This window comes from Variovorax raffinosi, assembly GCF_051216615.1.
Lineage (GTDB): Bacteria > Pseudomonadota > Gammaproteobacteria > Burkholderiales > Burkholderiaceae_C > Variovorax.
Genome location: NZ_JBPJZR010000011.1, coordinates 134416 through 149728 on the forward strand (window position 1 = coordinate 134416; position 15313 = coordinate 149728).

General features: G+C 67.4%; 11 protein-coding genes. 4 read left to right on the forward strand and 7 right to left on the reverse strand.

Translation table 11 applies throughout. From position 1 onward, the window contains the following. Positions 1-26: 26 nt before the first annotated feature. On the reverse strand, positions 27-2813 hold the full coding sequence (gene secA / locus ACSFB7_RS27965) for a preprotein translocase subunit SecA (protein WP_435475579.1): 2787 nt from the start codon (positions 2811-2813) through the stop codon (positions 27-29). 195 nt (positions 2814-3008) lie between these two features. Between secA and ACSFB7_RS27970 the strand changes: the two genes are divergently transcribed. Further along, the gene (locus ACSFB7_RS27970) at positions 3009-3317 is read left to right on the forward strand and encodes a hypothetical protein (RefSeq protein ID WP_093238002.1); all 309 of its coding nucleotides are present in this window, start codon (positions 3009-3011) and stop codon (positions 3315-3317) included. Between the two features lie 60 nt (positions 3318-3377). Then, positions 3378-4364, forward strand: coding sequence for an ornithine cyclodeaminase family protein (locus ACSFB7_RS27975; protein WP_435475580.1), 987 nt, complete (start codon positions 3378-3380; stop codon positions 4362-4364). 12 nt (positions 4365-4376) lie between these two features. Here the strand turns inward: ACSFB7_RS27975 and ACSFB7_RS27980 are convergent, their stop codons facing one another. Beyond that, positions 4377-5525 (reverse strand): threonine synthase, encoded by a 1149-nt coding sequence (locus ACSFB7_RS27980; protein WP_435475581.1) that lies wholly within the window; start codon positions 5523-5525, stop codon positions 4377-4379. A 90-nt stretch (positions 5526-5615) separates the two neighbouring features. Between ACSFB7_RS27980 and ACSFB7_RS27985 the strand changes: the two genes are divergently transcribed. Beyond that, positions 5616-6242 (forward strand): helix-turn-helix transcriptional regulator, encoded by a 627-nt coding sequence (locus tag ACSFB7_RS27985; RefSeq protein ID WP_435475582.1) that lies wholly within the window; start codon positions 5616-5618, stop codon positions 6240-6242. A 35-nt stretch (positions 6243-6277) separates the two neighbouring features. Here ACSFB7_RS27985 and ACSFB7_RS27990 read toward each other — a convergent pair whose 3' ends face one another. Next, positions 6278-7258 carry a Bug family tripartite tricarboxylate transporter substrate binding protein gene (locus ACSFB7_RS27990; protein ID WP_435475583.1) on the reverse strand — a complete coding sequence of 327 codons (981 nt, stop codon included), beginning with the start codon at positions 7256-7258 and terminating at the stop codon, positions 6278-6280. Positions 7259-7540: 282 nt separating this feature from the next. Next, a complete protein-coding gene (locus ACSFB7_RS27995; RefSeq protein ID WP_435475584.1) occupies positions 7541-8770 on the reverse strand; it encodes a pyridoxal-phosphate dependent enzyme in 1230 nt (409 codons plus the stop codon). Positions 8771-8863: 93 nt separating this feature from the next. Here ACSFB7_RS27995 and ACSFB7_RS28000 point away from each other — a divergent pair, with 93 nt between their 5' ends. Next, positions 8864-9784: a LysR substrate-binding domain-containing protein gene (locus ACSFB7_RS28000; RefSeq protein ID WP_435475585.1), complete on the forward strand. Its 921-nt coding sequence runs from the start codon at positions 8864-8866 to the stop codon at positions 9782-9784. Positions 9785-9812: 28 nt separating this feature from the next. Here the strand turns inward: ACSFB7_RS28000 and ACSFB7_RS28005 are convergent, their stop codons facing one another. The 3 genes from ACSFB7_RS28005 to ACSFB7_RS28015 form a co-directional block, all read right to left on the reverse strand. Beyond that, the gene (locus ACSFB7_RS28005) at positions 9813-10469 is read right to left on the reverse strand and encodes a hypothetical protein (RefSeq protein ID WP_435475586.1); all 657 of its coding nucleotides are present in this window, start codon (positions 10467-10469) and stop codon (positions 9813-9815) included. 132 nt (positions 10470-10601) lie between these two features. Beyond that, positions 10602-11606 (reverse strand): response regulator transcription factor, encoded by a 1005-nt coding sequence (locus ACSFB7_RS28010; RefSeq protein WP_187114151.1) that lies wholly within the window; start codon positions 11604-11606, stop codon positions 10602-10604. A 20-nt stretch (positions 11607-11626) separates the two neighbouring features. After that, positions 11627-15250 carry a hybrid sensor histidine kinase/response regulator gene (locus ACSFB7_RS28015; protein WP_435475587.1) on the reverse strand — a complete coding sequence of 1208 codons (3624 nt, stop codon included), beginning with the start codon at positions 15248-15250 and terminating at the stop codon, positions 11627-11629. Positions 15251-15313: the final 63 nt, after the last annotated feature.

The window sequence follows — 15313 nt, forward strand, 5'->3', positions numbered from 1 at the left end:
TTTCTCTCAATGAAAGGTTCTGGACGTCAGCTCAGCTTGCCGTGGCATTGCTTGTATTTTTTTCCGCTGCCGCAAGGGCACGGATCGTTGCGGCCCACGCGCGCAAAAGCCAGGGCTTCGGCGCTCAGCGCGCCCGCACCGGCGCCCGCAAGGCGACGCTGGCTTTCCTCGTCGACACGCACTTCGACCTCGCCCGTTTCGGTGGGCGCGGTGTAGGTGATGTTGGCAAGGTTCTCGCCACGGCTTTCGAGCGCTTCGGCGGCTTCTTCGAGCTGTTCGCCCGACTGCACGCGCACCGTCATCAGTTGGCGCGTGACTTCGTTCTTGACCGAGTCGAGCAACTGCCCGAAAAGCTCGAAGGCTTCGCGCTTGTATTCCTGCTTGGGCTGCTTTTGCGCATAGCCGCGCAGATGGATGCCCTGGCGCAGGTAGTCGAGCGACGCCAGATGTTCGCGCCAGTGCGTGTCGATGCTCTGCAGCAGGACCATGCGCTCGAACTGCGTGAAGTTTTCCTGGCCGATCAGCGCCAGCTTGGCCTCGAAGGTTTCGTTGGCGGCCTTGACCACCTTCTCGAGCACGTCCTCGTCGGAGATGGCGTCGGAGGCCTCGACTTCCTTCTTGAGCGGCATGTCCAGGCCCCACTCGGTGAAGAGGCTCTTTTCAAGGGCGTCCAGGTCCCACTGCTCCTCGACCGACTCGGCCGGTACGTACTGGCGCACCAGGTCCATGAAGCAGCCTTCGCGCAGTGCCGCGATCTGGGCCGTGAGGTCGCTCGCGTCGAGGATGTCGTTGCGCTGCTGGTAGATCACCTTGCGCTGGTCGTTCGACACGTCGTCGTATTCGAGCAGCTGCTTGCGGATGTCGAAGTTGCGCGCCTCGACCTTGCGCTGCGCGCTCTCGATGCTGCGCGTGACGATGCCGGCCTCGATGGCTTCGCCGTCAGGCATCTTCAGGCGGTCCATGATCGCCTTCACGCGGTCACCCGCGAAGATGCGCATCAGCGGATCGTCCAGGCTCAGGTAGAAGCGCGAGGAACCCGGGTCGCCCTGGCGGCCCGAACGGCCGCGCAACTGGTTGTCGATGCGGCGCGATTCGTGGCGCTCGGTCGCGATGATGCGCAGGCCGCCGAGCGACTTGACGAATTCATGGTCCTTGGTCCACTCGGCGCGGATGTGCGCGATGTCCGCTTCCTTGGCGGCATCGTCACGGCCTTCGTCGTTCTCGATCGCCTCGATCATCTTCTCGATGTTGCCGCCCAGCACGATGTCGGTACCGCGACCGGCCATGTTGGTCGCGATGGTGATCATCTTCGTGCGGCCGGCCTGCGCCACGATGTCGGCTTCGCGCGCATGCTGCTTGGCGTTGAGCACCTGGTGCGGCAGGCCCGCCTGCGTCAGCAGGCCGTCGATGATTTCGGAGTTCTCGATGGACGAGGTGCCCACCAGCACCGGCTGGCCGCGCTCGTAGCACTCGCGGATGTCCTGGATGGCGGCTTCGTACTTCTCGCGCGTCGTCTTGTAGACGCGGTCGAGCTGGTCTTCGCGCTTGCTGATGCGGTTGGGCGGAATGATCGTGGTCTCGAGACCGTAGATTTCCTGGAATTCGTAGGCCTCGGTGTCGGCCGTGCCAGTCATGCCGGCCAGCTTGCCGTACAGGCGGAAGTAGTTCTGGAAAGTGATCGAGGCCAGCGTCTGGTTCTCGGCCTGGATTTCCACGCCTTCCTTGGCTTCCACGGCCTGGTGCAGGCCGTCGCTCCAGCGGCGGCCACTCATCAGGCGGCCGGTGAATTCGTCGACGATCACCACTTCGCCCTGCTGCACCACGTAGCTCTGGTCGCGGTGGTACAGGTGGCGGGCACGCAGCGCTGCATTCAGGTGATGCATCAGCGTGATGTTGGCCGGGTCGTAGAGCGAGGCGCCTTCGGGCAGCAGCTTGAACTCGCCCAGGATGCGCTCGGCGTTCTCGTGGCCGTCTTCGGTCAGGAACACCTGGTGGGTCTTCTCGTCGACCGTGAAGTCGCCGGGCACCGTGACGCCTTCGCCCGTGCGCGGGTCGGCTTCGCCTTCCTGCTTGGTCAGCAGCGGCACCACCTTGTTGATGGCCAGGTAGAGGTCGGTGTGGTCTTCGGCCTGGCCGCTGATGATCAGCGGCGTGCGGGCCTCGTCGATCAGGATCGAGTCCACTTCGTCGACGATGGCGAAGTTCAGGCCGCGCTGAACCCGGTCGCCGGGCTCATAGACCATGTTGTCGCGCAGGTAGTCGAAACCGTATTCGTTGTTGGTGCCGTAGGTGATGTCGCTGCCATAGGCTTCCTGCTTTTCTTCGCGCGGCATCTGCGGCAGGTTGATGCCCACCGACAGTCCGAGGAAGTTGTACAGGCGGCCCATCCACTTGGCGTCGCGGCTGGCGAGGTAGTCGTTCACCGTGACCACGTGCACGCCCTTGCCGGACAGCGCATTCAGGTACACCGGCAGCGTGGCGGTCAGCGTCTTGCCTTCGCCGGTGCGCATTTCGGAGATCTTGCCGTTGTGCAGCGCCATGCCGCCGAGCATCTGTACGTCGAAGTGACGCATCTTCATGACGCGCTTGGAGCCTTCGCGCACGGTTGCAAAGGCTTCCGGCAACAGGGCGTCGAGCGATTCGCCCTTGGCGACGCGGTCCTTGAACTCCTGCGTCTTGGCGCGCAGCGCGTCGTCGCTGAGCTTCTCGAACTCGGGTTCGAGCGCATTGATGCGTTCCACCGTCTTGCGATACTGCTTGAGCAGCCGATCGTTGCGACTGCCGAAAATCTGGGTCAGGAAGTTGGTTGCCATGGGTGGAGATGGGCGGGCACCTGACGCGACAGGCACTTCGACCGGATTCCCTAAGATATGGTGAAAGCAGTTGGGCGCGCCCCCTTTGAAATCAAGTTTTGAAATCAAATCCGCAGGCGAGCGGCCCATTTTTCCGGCGCGAACGCCGGCAAACCGGGCATTTTAGCTGTCTTGTTTCTAACCCCTGGATTACCCATGTATCGCCGCACGCCCCCGCCCATTTCACTGCAGCAAGCTGCAGAAGGCTCGCCCACCCTGGGAAGCCTGATGGCGCGCGCACGCGATGCGTCGGACCGGCTGAAGGCGGTGGAAGGATTGATCCCGCCGGCCATGCGCGCCGCCATCCAGGCCGGGCCGGCCGAGGGCGATGTCTGGTGCCTGCTGGTCAAGGGCAGCGCCGCGGCCGCCAAGCTGCGCCAGCTCTCGCCGATGCTGGTGACGCGGCTCAAGAACAAGGGCTGGGACGTGTCGACCATCCGGATCAAGGTGCACACCGGGCGCTGATGCTCGCGGCATTGGTCGCCAATATTTTATGATTTGTCTGGATATGGATAATATTTCCAGATGACACATCCCACGGCACCCGCCGACGCCCAACTCCTGCTGCTCGACAAGCACCAGGTCGACGCCCTTCTCTCCCCCGACGACGTGCTCCAGGCCGTGCGCGAGGCTTTCGTGCTGCACAGCGAGCGCGAAGGCCGCGTCTTCCCGGTCGTGCGCGAGCCACTTTCCACTGGCGGCGTGTTCGGCATCAAGTCGGGCGACGTGCAGGCGCAGGGGCTGCTCGGCTTCAAGGCCGCCGGCTTCTGGCCCGCCAACCGCCAGCGCGGCGGCGAGCCGCACCAGGCGACGATCCTGCTGATCGACCCGGCCACTGGCCGGCCGCTGTGCATGATCGACGGCAACGCCGTGACTACCGTGCGCACTGGTGCGGCGGGCGGGCTCGGCCTTCAGCAACTCGCGCGGACCGACAGCACGCGGCTGTGCATCTTCGGCACCGGTGTGCAGGCGCGCATCCAGCTCGACTTCGCGCTGCGCCTGCTTCCGTCGCTGCGCGAGGTTCTTTATGTCGGCACGGGCGGCCAGCGCAACGCCGCGTTCGAGGCCCACTTCGCGCAGCGCTGCCACATCGCGCCCGCCGGCGACCGCAACGCGGCCGTGGCGCAAAGCGACATCGTGATCACCGCCACCCCGGGCGGTGGCGCGCTGTTCGACCTGCAGGCCGTGCAACCCGGCACGCACCTGAACTGCGTCGGCGCCGACACCCGAGGCAAGCGCGAACTGCCCGAAGGCCTGTTGCCACGCGTTCGCCTCGTCGTCGATGACCGTACCCAGGCGCAGCAGATCGGCGAAACCCAATGGGCGCCCGACACGCCATCCATCGAACTGGGCGACCTGCTGACCGGCAAGACGCCCTTCGAGCGCGCCGCCACCGACATCACCGTGTTCGACATGACCGGCCTCGCGCTGCAGGACCTGACCGTCGCGCGCCTGCTGCACGAGCGAGCCGCTGCCACCGGCACGGGCACACGCATCGCGTGGCCCTGGTAGAGCCAGAGCCGTTCAGGCGGGCGTGCCGCCGAACAGCTCGGTCATGAACTGCGTCGACTTCAGGCCGGTGCCCGTCAGCAGCGCCACCGTGGTTTCGCTCGACCGGATATCGCCGCGCTGCGCCAGCACCTCGATGGCCGCCGCCGCTGTGGCGGAGGTCGGTTCGGCATAAAGGCCGGCGGCGGCCAGCCGGCGCACGGCGGCTGCGATCTGCTCTTCGGTCAGCGCCACCGTCCTGCCGTTCGTCTCGCGCAGCGCCTGAAGAATTTCCCGCAGGCGCACGGGCCGCTTGATGGCCGTGCCTTCCGCGATCGTCGGCTTCACGGCCCGCTCCACCAGCGTGTCGACGCCCGCGATGAAGCTGGCATCGATCGGCGAGCAGTTCAGCGGCTGCGCCACGAAGATGCGCGGCAGCTTCGTGATCTGCCCCGCCGCCAGCAGCTCCTTGAAGCCGATGTGGCAGCCCAGCACATTGCTGCCCGCGCCCGCCGGAATTACCACGTTGTCGGGCGCGACGAAGCCCAGGTCTTCCCACACTTCATACGCCAGCGTCTTCGTGCCCTGCAGGAAGAACGGGTGCCAGTTGTGGCTGGCGTAGAAGATCGATTCCGACTGGCGCACCGCCTCGTACTCCGACTCTTCGCGCGGCCCCGGCACCAGTTGCACCTCGGCACCGAACGCGCGGATCTGCGCCACCTTGGGCGCCGGCGTGTAGCTGGGCGCCAGCACCTTGACCCGCATGCCGGCCGCCGCACCGGCTGCAGCGATGGCCGCGCCGCCGTTGCCCGAGCTGTCTTCCAGCACCGCATCGACGCCGATCTGGCGCAGGAACGACATCATCACGGCCGCGCCACGGTCCTTGAAGCTGCAGGTCGGGTTGAACCATTCGAGCTTGAAGTAAGGCGACAGCCCGCCCCAGGGCTTCTGCACCAGCGGCGTACAGCCCTCGCCCAGGCTCGATGGCCGCTCGATCACCACCGGCAGCGCCGCGCGGTAGCGCCACACCGAGCGCTCGCGCGCGTCGATGTCGTCGCGCGTGATGCCGGGCAACGGCGTCACCATCATCGGGTTGCCGTCGTCCGAGCGCCAGCGGCGTTCGGAGAGTTCGTGATGCCGGCCAGTGAGCGGGTCGACGTAGCGTGCGCGTTCTTTCGTGGTCATTCACGGCTCCATGAGATTTGGACAATACGTCCGTCATTGTACTTTTTGTACAAATTGGATGCTTCGTCCAGACCTGGATACATTCCGGGCATGAAAAAGAAGTCGAACAAGCAACTGCTGGAAATGCTCGGCCACGTGGCCGAAGGCCTGGGCGAAACCTTCGCGCCGTTCTGCGAAGTCGTGGTGCACGACCTGAGCAATCCGAAGAACGCGATCTACGCGATCGAGAACAGCCTGAGCGGGCGCGAGGTGGGCCAGTCGGTGACTGAGCTCGGGCTGGCGCGCATCCGCGACCCCGAATTCCCGGCGGTGATCGCGAACTACGCCAACACCTTTCCCGATGGGCGCAAGGTCAAGAGCACCTCCATCGGCATCAAGGACGAAAGCGGCGAGTACGTGGCCGCGCTGTGCCTCAACGTCGACCTCACGCTGTTCCAGAGCTTCCAGGGCGCGATCTCGCAGTTCACGCGCATCGACGACAAGGAAGTGCACGAGCAGCTCGATGCCGGTGGCAACCACTCGGATCGCATCCACGCGCGCATCGACGAATTCGCGGCCGCGCGCGCGACCACCTCGCGCTCGCTCAAGCCGGCCGACCGCAAGCAACTGGTGCAGGAGCTGAAGAAGGCCGGGCTGCTGGAAGTGCGGCGCGGCGCCGAGATTGCCGCGGCGCACATGGGCGTGTCGCGCGCCACGGTCTACAGCGACGCCAAGTAGCAGACGACTGCGCCTCTTGCGAGGAGGCGCCCAGGCTACTGGGGCTGCAGCCCGATCTCGTGCGCGGCCTTCTGCCAGCGCTCGGCTTCGGAGCGCAGGAAGGCGCGCAGCTCGCCCGGCGTCGAGCCCTTCATCTGCACACCCAGCACCGACAGGCGCTCCTTCACCTGCGGATGGTCCAGCGCGGCGATGGCTTCGCGGCGCAGCTTCTCGATCACGTCGAGCGGCGTGGTGGCCGGCGCCACCATGGCCCACCACTGGTCGATCTCCAGCCCCTTGAGCCCGTTCTCCGCGAGCGCAGGCACGTTCTGCAGGCCGGGAATGTTCACGCGCTGCGTGCTCGTCACCAGCAGCGGCCGGATGCGGTTGGCGCCCAGCAGGCTGGAGCCGCTGGCCAGCGTGGCGAAGTGGCCCGCCACCGTGCCCGCCGCCACGTCGGTGAGCGCCGGCGCCGAGCCCCGGTACGGAACCATGTTGAAGCGGATCTTCGTGCGGCTCGCCAGCAGCTCGGCCGCGAGGTGGCTCACGGTGCCCGCGCCGCTGTGCGCAATGGCGGGCGGCGCCGGCTTCGCGGCTGCCGTCCTGATGAAGGTCTTGAAGTCCTTGCTGTCGTCGTCCATGCCCGCGAAGAACACCAGCGGCGAAGTACCAATCATGGTCACCGGCGTGAAGTCGCGCAGCAGGTCGTAGGGCAGCTTGGCAGTCACAGCCGGCGCAATCGCGTGCGGCAGTTCGACGATGGCTATCGTGTAGCCATCGGGCGCGGCCTTGGCGGCGGCGTCGGTGCCGATCATGCCGGCCGCGCCGGGCCGGTTGTCCACGATCACCGGGCTGCCGATGGTCTGGCTCATGCGCTGCGCCATCGCCCGCGCAATCGCATCGGTGCTGCCGCCCGCGGCCCAGGGCACGACGAGCTTGATGGGCTTGTCGGGGTAGGCTGCCCATGCGGTTCCGGTTGCAGTGAGCAGGGCTGTAGAGCCGGCGGCCAGAAAGGCCCGGCGATGCATCGTCGGCATGAAGGATTCCTGGAGGTTTAGGGTCTGTTCACACTACGCAATGGGTCGCGTTGCTTCGCAAAGGGGCTGACTGCAAGGCGCCCGCGCGCAGCAAGGCTCGCGCCTTGCAAGCGCGGGCAACGCCGCAGACGGCCCCTTTGCGAAGCAACCCGAAGGGAAGCTCGCCACAGCCCGCCCCTCGGCGTTGCGTTCCTTGTGCGTGCGGACGCACGCACGGCGTCACGCGCCTTGATGGGCGGGCTGTGGCGAGCTTCGCGACCCATTGCGTAGTGTGAACAGACCCTACACGGGGCGGTCGGGCCAGCTCGGATCGCTCGACGCGTTGGCGGTCAGCATCAACACCACGTGGGCATCGGCCGCGATGGCGTTGCTCTCGCGCAGTTGCTGCAACGCAGCGAGGCCGCCGGCCGCGCACAACTCGGCACTGACGCCGGCTGCCGTGAGCAGGCGCCGGGCCGCGCGGGCTTCGTCGTCGCTCACCACTACCGCACCGCCGCCAGTGGCGGTGGCGGCCTGCCATTGCAGGTACGTCACGGTGGCGCCTGCCGTCGAGAACTGCGCCGTGTGACCGGGGTAGCTGCCGTTGATCGCGCCACCCGCCAGCACGCGCGACAGGCGCGCGAAGGGTTCCACCAGCCAGAGCCTGGGCAGGCGCGCGATGCGGCCCGCCGCGAGCAGATCGCGAAAGCCCGCGTAGATGCCCCATGCGAGGTCGCCGCGCGCGGTCGGGATCACGATGTGGTCCGGCAGTCCGCCGTCGTTCAGGCATTCGAGCGCGATGGGCTTGTAGCCCTCGATCGCCAGCGGCGCACTGCCCAGCGCGGGCAGGCGGTAGTTGGTCAGCGCGAAGTAGCCGGGGTATTGCGAACGCTCTCGCACGAAGGCCCACCGGCCTGCGTTGTCGGCGAAGACATAGCGCCGCGCGCCCAGCGCATCGAGCTGCCGCGCATAGGTGGCGGGCATGCCTTCATAGGTGGCGACCTCGCAGCCCAGGCCCGCGGCCCACGCGTAGTGCGCCGCCGACACCGCCGCATTGCCCGAGGACGCGAGCACCAGCGTGTGGGCGTCGAAGTCCAGTGCCTGCGCCACGCCCACTGCGGTCATGCGGTCCTTGTGGGAGCCGGTGGGGTTGCACGATTCGTCCTTCAGGCTCAGGCGGGCCACGCCGAAGCGCTGCGCGAGCGCAGGCATGTCCTGCTGCGGCGTGCGGCCCTCTCCCAGCGTGAAGCCGGGCCCGTAAGGCATCGGCATGGCCTCGGGTCCATCGGGCAGATAGCTCGCACGCAGCGCGACATGAAAGCCCGCGCGCTTGCAGGCGGGGCAGCCGTCGTGCGCCAGCGTGACCGGGTAGAGCGCATCGCATCGCAGGCACTGCAAGCCGCGCAGATGCGGATTGCGCGGCGGCTTCGGCGTTCGGTCCCGGACGACGGTCGTGGGGTTGCCAGAGAGGTGCGCCAAAGAATCCGCGGGCGGCGCGGTGAACTTGAAGTCCAGGACTGGCGATGTCGTCACGAGGTCATGCTTTGTAAGTTGTTGCCTAAATCTTATGCATTCGGAAATAAAATTACGCAGCCCCAGATACTCAACCGATAAATAAACTTATCGATGCGGTTCACAGAAATAGAAACCTTCCGCGCCCTCATGCGCGGCAGCTCCACCCGCAAGGCCGCCGCGTTGCTGCATGTGACGCAACCCGCCATCAGCCAGTCGCTCAAGCGCCTCGAAGCGCAGGCCGGCATGCTGCTGTTCCAGCGCACCGGCGGGCGGCTGGTGCCCACGCCCGAGGCGCGCGCGCTGTGGATCGAGGTGGAGCGCGTGTTCATCGGCATGGACGCCATCGAGCACCGCGTGCGCAGCCTGCGCGACTTCGGCGTCAGCCAACTGGAGCTGAGCTGCTTTCCGGCCTACGGCCTGGGCTTCATGCCGCGTGCGCTGGCAAGGCTGAAGGCGCATCGCGGCGCGAGCCCATGGCCGCAGGTGTCGCTGCAGGTGCTCAGCTCGAAGGACGTGCGCGACCGCGTGGCGATGGGCATTTCGGACTTCGGACTGATGGCCGACGAACTCTCGCTCGAAGGCATCGACCATTCGACCTTCTCGCGCGTTCCGGGCGTGGTCGTCATGCCCGAGGGCCACGCGCTGGCACGCTTCAAGACCATCAAGCCGGAGCAACTGGCGGAGGCGCCCTTCCTCTCGCTCAACCCCGAAGACCCGTCGCACCAGCGGCTGGAGGCCGCACTCGCGCCCTACGGCGTGGCACTGCGCGTGCTGGTGCAGACGCCTTACGCGGCCAGCGTGTGCGAGATGGCGCTGCGCGGCCTCGGCGTGGGCCTGGTCAACCCGATCACGGCGCTCGACTACGCCGAACGCGGGCTCGTGGTGCGCCGCTTCTCGATCGACGTGTCCTTCACCTGCCTGCTGGCGCTGCCGGCGGGCAAGGTCTTGTCTGCGACGGCGCGCGACTTCATCTCGCTCATGCGGCTGCAACTGGTCGAGGACGAAAAGCGGTTGCAGCGCTACCTGCGCTGAAGGCTGCCGCGCCTTCTTCTTTTTTCTTTCACTTCCAGGTGAACTCGTGGTTCAGGCCGATCACGAAACCCCGCACGCCCTGCGGCCCGGTGTGCGATGCGCTGACGTCCACGCTGATCAGCGGCGTGATGCTGAAACGCCCGCCGATGCGCGAGGTCCACACGCCCGCGGCTTTGCTGCGTTCCGCGATCAGCGACACGGTGTCGTTCCACGCCCATTCGACGGCGACACCGCCACGCGGCGTGCGCACGCCCGTGCCCAGCGCCCAGTCGGCACCGAGGTTGGCGTGCACCTGCAGGCTGCTGGTCGGTCGCCATGTCAGCGGCACGACGAACTGGCCGCCCATGCGGCCGCCGCGCCTCAGGTCGGACACGGTGCCCATCGACACCGCCGCGCTGAAGGGCGCGTCCGCCGCCTGTCCGAGAAAATTCCACTTGATCTGCGGGCCACCGGTGATCGTGTGAACACCGTCCGCCGAGAGCCGGTCGAAGTTCAGGCCCAGCTCGACCGGCCCGACCCGGCAGGCCGGCCCGATGTGGAAACCCGTGACCGGCTCCGTGCCCGTGCGGCCCCACCAGGTTTCGTACTGGCACTGGCCCGGATCGAGCGTGCCGGCATCGTCGACATCGAAATGCCCGGCCGCCTGCGCACCCAGGCTGGCGAGCGAGCAGGAAGCGGCAAGCATCCAGCCGAGGCGTGGCGGTCGGGTTGTTGTTCTGTGCCTGCTCTTCATCTCTTGCGTCCCAAAGGCCCTCGAACCATTCTAGGGACGCGGAAAGTCGGCGCCGTGACGCCGCGCCGGTACTGAAAAGCGCGCTCAGATCTCGAACTGCGGCTGCAATTCGCGGATGCGCTTGATGGCCACGCCCGCCGCGGCCGTGCGCGTTTCGACACCCAGCTTCACGTACACCCGCTCCAGGTGCTTCTTGGCGGTGGCCGGGCTGCTGCCCAGGATCTCGCCGATGTCCTTGTTGGTCTTGCCCTTGACCACCCAGTACAGCACCTCGGCCTCGCGCGCCGTGAGCTTCAGGCTCAGGCTCATGGCCTCGATCACGCCGGTGTCGGACACCTCGCGCATGATGATCATCCACTCGTCGCCGTCGTCGTCGCTGCTGGTCTGCTGGTGCAGCCGCAAGGTGAGGCTGCTGGCGCCCTGCGCGATCGACAGCGCCGGCGGCTCGATGCCGCGCTGCCGCGCATCGGGCGTGTGGCTGCGCAGCCAGTCGAGCACGGCCGGCGGTGTTTCAGGTGCGCGCGTTTCGCAATAGCGCTGCAGCAGGTCGCGCGCCAGCGCCGTCTGCCAGATCAGCCGCCCCTCGGGCAGCCGCACGGTGATGCTCGCGTAGCCGAAGGCGTCGAGCGCATTGCGTGCCTGGCCGGCCTGCTGCGCGTCCTGCCGGGCGCGGCGCGCGCCCTGCAGGTGCACGTTCATGCGCGCCAGCACCTCCTTCGGCTTGATGGGCTTGGTGACGTAGTCGACGCCACCTGCTTCCAGCGCGGCCACGAGGTGCTCGGTCTCGGTCAGGCCGGTCATGAACACGATGGGAATGTGGGCCGTCGCGGCATCGGCCTTGAGCCGGCGCGCGACCTCGAAGCCATCGATGCCCGGCATCATCGCGTCGAGCAGCACGATGTCGGGCCGGGCCTGCGCGGCGCGCTGCAGCGCCTGCTCGCCGCTGGTGGCAACGAGCACGGTGTAGCCCGATTCGTCGAGCGCGTCGTGCAGCACCGCGAGGTTGTCGGGCACGTCGTCGACGATCAGCACGAGGTCGCTGTTGGCGCCCTGCTCGCGCAACGTCCGGGCAAGCGGCGATGTTTCCATGGTCGGGGGTGTCGTGGGGTTCATGGGGCGCTCACTGCCTCGGCCAGCGCGCGGCTCATGGCTTCGAACTGGAACTGGCGGGCCAGCACGCGCTGGGCTTCGGTCCACGCCACGCACTCGGGCTGCGCGGCGTCGATGTCGTCGAGCTGATTCATGATGCCGCGGAAGTAGCCCAGGCTCACGGCCTCTTCGAGCGCGCGCAGGCGGGGCAGCGAAGGCGCCTGCATCGCGCGCGGCGCCGCCGCGGCGGGCGCGGGCTTGACGACGGCATCGGTCCATTGAAGGCCCAACCGGCGTTCGAGCCAGTCGAGCAGTTCAGTGTGGCGCACTGGCTTGACGAAGAAGTCCTCGGGCACGATGCCCACGTCGTTGTCGAGCCCCTTGTCGAAGGCATTGGCCGAGACGATGGCGACCGAGGCATCGACCAGCCCCAGCTTGCGTGCGCGGCGGATGGTTTCCCAGCCATCAATGCCCGGCATCGCGAGGTCGACGAACATCGCGTCGGGCCGATAGCCGGCGGCGATGAGGTCGAGCGCATCGTGCCCGCTGGCCGCGCTGCGCAGCTCGAAGCCCAGCGGCGCGAGCACATGGCCGAGCAGGTCGCGATCGGCCTCTTCGTTGTCGACCACCAGCAGGCGGCGGCGCGCGCCTTCGTAGCCGCGCCGCGCACGCTGCACCGGTGCGGGCCGGTTGGCCGCAACCGCGATGTCGTGCACGCGCGGCAGGAACAGGCGCACGCAGAAGAGCGAGCCCACGCCCGGTGTGCTGCTCACCTTCATCTCGCCGCCCATCAGGTCGGTCAGCATCTTGGCGATGGTGAGCCCGAGCCCCGCGCCCGGTGCGGCCGACGCGCCGGCCGCATTGCCGCGCGCGAAGGGCTCGAAGATGCGCTCGATGTCTTCTGCCGGCATGCCGGGGCCGGTGTCCTCTATCTCCACCGAGGCGAACTCCCGCGCATAGGCCAGCCGCAGCGTGACCTGCCCCGCCGCCGTGAACTTGATCGCGTTGCCCAGCAGGTTGATGAGGATCTGGCACACGCGCTTTTCGTCGGCGCGCACCACCTCGGGCAACGCCCCCGCCGCCTCGAAGCGGAACTGCAGGCCCTTCTCGGCCGCCTGCAGCTCGAACATGTCGGCCAGCTCGCGCAGCGTGTCGGCAAAACGCATCGGCCGCGCATGCAGCGTGAGCTTGCCGGCCTCGATGTGCGCAATGGCCAGCGTGCCTTCGATGAGCGACAGCAGATGCTCGCCACCGCGCTTGATGACGGCCACCGCCTGCTGGCGGTGCGGTGGCACGGAATGGTCTTCGCCCATCAGTTGCGCGTAGCCCAGGATGCTGTTGAGCGGCGTGCGCAGCTCGTGGCTGATGGCGCTGATGTAGCGGCTCTTGGCCTGGTTGGCCTGGTCGGCGGCCTGCCTGGCTTGCTCCGCCGCGAGCTTGGCTTGCTCCGCGATCTCGCGGGCTTCGTCGGCGGTCTGCTTGGCGGCCTGCAGTGCACGGTCGGTCTCGCGGTGCAGTTCGATCTCGCGCACCAGCAGGTGGGTCTGGCGGTTCGACTCTTCCTGCGCCACCTTGCGGCTCTGGTGCGCCAGCACGAGCCACCACGCCACGATGCCCGCGATGACCAGCAGCGCCATGTAGGCCTTCAAAAAGCCAGAACGCAGCGACGACTGCTGCACGCCCGCCCAGGCCTCGGACACGTCCGCCTGCGACGCGAGCGTCAGCGCGCTTTCGGCCAGCGCGCGCAGCTCCTGCTGGTAGAGCACGCCGAACACCACGGCCAGCAGCGGCACGATGACCAGCATCAGCAGCAGGAAGTGCCCGAGCCCCGTGTCGAGATAGCGCCAACTGCGGCGCGGCAGCAGCCAGCGCAACACCGCCGACCACTGCGCCGACAGGCTCGCGTGCGGCTTGCACAGGTCACCGCAGCGCGCATCGAGCGTGCAGCACAGCGAGCAGATCGCGCCCTGGTAGGCCGGGCAATGCGCCATGTCGGGCCCTTCGTACTCGCGCTCGCAGATCACGCAGTGCTGCACCTTCAAGCGCTGATAACTGCCCTCTTCATCGTTGCGCTCGACCCGTGCCCAGCGCACCGAGCGCGAGCCCTCGGCCGGCGCGAACAGCGCGGCGCTGCCCGGCCCCGAGGTGCGCGCCAGGTAGTACTTGCCGCCGGTCGCCCAGGCCAGCAGCGGCGACGCCACCAGCGCCGTGCCCAGCGCGATCAACGCCGAGAAGGCCTGCGCCAGCGGCCCGAACACGCCCAGGTGCGCGGTGATCGACAGCACCGAGGCCAGCGCCATCGCGCCCACGCCCACCGGGTTGATGTCCCACAGGTGCGCGCGCTTGAACTCGATGCCCGGCGGCGACAGCCCCAGCGGCTTGTTGATGACCAGGTCGGCCACCACGGCCATCATCCAGGCGATGGCGATGTTGGCGAACAGGCCGAGCACGTCGCCCAGCGCCTCGAACACATTCATCTCCATCAGCATGAAGGCGATCAGCGCGTTGAACACCACCCACACCACGCGCCCCGGGTGGCTGTGCGTCACGCGCGAGAAGAAATTGCTCCAGGCCAGCGAGCCCGCATAGGCATTGGTGACGTTGATCTTGAGCTGCGAGATCACCACGAACAGCGCCGTCGCGGCCACCGCCCAGCCGTAGTTCGGGAACACGTATTCGTAGGCCGCCAGGTACATCTGGTTCGGATCGACCGCGCGTTCGACGGGCACCATGTGCGTGATCGCCAGGTAGGCCAGCAGCGCGCCGCCCAGCATCTTGAACACGCCCAGCACCACCCAGCCCGGCCCGCCGGCCAGCACGCCGGCCCACCAGCGGCGCGCCGTGGCTGCCGTGCGCGCGGGCATGAAGCGCAGGTAGTCGGCCTGCTCGCCCATCTGGGTGATCAGCGCAATGCCGACCGTCAGGGCTGCGCCAAACAGGTGCAGATCGAATCCCTTGGTGCCGATCTTGACCCCGTTGTAGTGCGCAATGCCCGCGAACGCACCAGGATCGCGCACCAGCACATAGACGAAAGGCACCACCAGCATCAGAAGCCACAACGGCTGCGTCCACAGTTGCAGCCGGCTGATAGCCGACACCCCGTGCGTGACCAGCGGAATCACCACCAGCGCGCACACCAGGTAGCCCCAGACCGGCGGAATGCCCAGCGCCAGTTCCAGCGCATAGGCCATGACTGCGGCCTCCAGCGCGAAGAAGATGAAGGTGAAGCTCGCGTAGATCAGCGAAGTGAGCGTCGAGCCGATGTAGCCGAAGCCGGCGCCGCGCGTGAGCAGGTCCATGTCGACCCCGTAGCGCGCCGCGTACACGCTGATCGGCAACCCCGCCAGGAAAATGATGAGCCCCGTCGCCAGGATCGCCCAGAAGGCGTTGGCAAAGCCGTACTGCACCAGCAGCGTGGCGCCGACCGCTTCGAGCACGAGGAACGACGCCGCCCCGAAGGCCGTGTTGGCCACCCGCCATTCGGACCATTTGCGAAAGCGCTGGGGCGTGTAGCGCAGCGCGTAGTCTTCCAGCGTTTCGCTCGCGACCCAGCTGTTGTAGTCGCGCCGGACCTTGACGATGCGCTGGGGCGCGTCGTCGGGGGTCGTTGGCGTGTCGGCAGCGTTCACACCGTTTCGGTGCATCTTTCGTGCCATCCGTACGACTTTTGGCGAACGGGGCACGACTGTTGCAAAGAAGAAGGCTTG

Bases quoted from the DNA above. Each gene is read 5' to 3' on its own strand.
- ACSFB7_RS27990 (WP_435475583.1), bottom strand. From the start codon at position 7,258: ATGCCGACGATGCATCGCCGGGCCTTTCTGGCCGCCGGCTCTACAGCC.
- ACSFB7_RS27970 (WP_093238002.1), top strand. From the start codon at position 3,009: ATGTATCGCCGCACGCCCCCGCCCATTTCACTGCAGCAAGCTGCAGAA.
- ACSFB7_RS27985 (WP_435475582.1), top strand. From the start codon at position 5,616: ATGAAAAAGAAGTCGAACAAGCAACTGCTGGAAATGCTCGGCCACGTG.
- ACSFB7_RS27980 (WP_435475581.1), bottom strand. From the start codon at position 5,525: ATGACCACGAAAGAACGCGCACGCTACGTCGACCCGCTCACTGGCCGG.
- secA (WP_435475579.1), bottom strand. From the start codon at position 2,813: ATGGCAACCAACTTCCTGACCCAGATTTTCGGCAGTCGCAACGATCGG.
- ACSFB7_RS27975 (WP_435475580.1), top strand. From the start codon at position 3,378: ATGACACATCCCACGGCACCCGCCGACGCCCAACTCCTGCTGCTCGAC.
- ACSFB7_RS28010 (WP_187114151.1), bottom strand. From the start codon at position 11,606: ATGGAAACATCGCCGCTTGCCCGGACGTTGCGCGAGCAGGGCGCCAAC.
- ACSFB7_RS28005 (WP_435475586.1), bottom strand. From the start codon at position 10,469: ATGCTTGCCGCTTCCTGCTCGCTCGCCAGCCTGGGTGCGCAGGCGGCC.
- ACSFB7_RS28015 (WP_435475587.1), bottom strand. From the start codon at position 15,250: ATGCACCGAAACGGTGTGAACGCTGCCGACACGCCAACGACCCCCGAC.
- ACSFB7_RS28000 (WP_435475585.1), top strand. From the start codon at position 8,864: ATGCGGTTCACAGAAATAGAAACCTTCCGCGCCCTCATGCGCGGCAGC.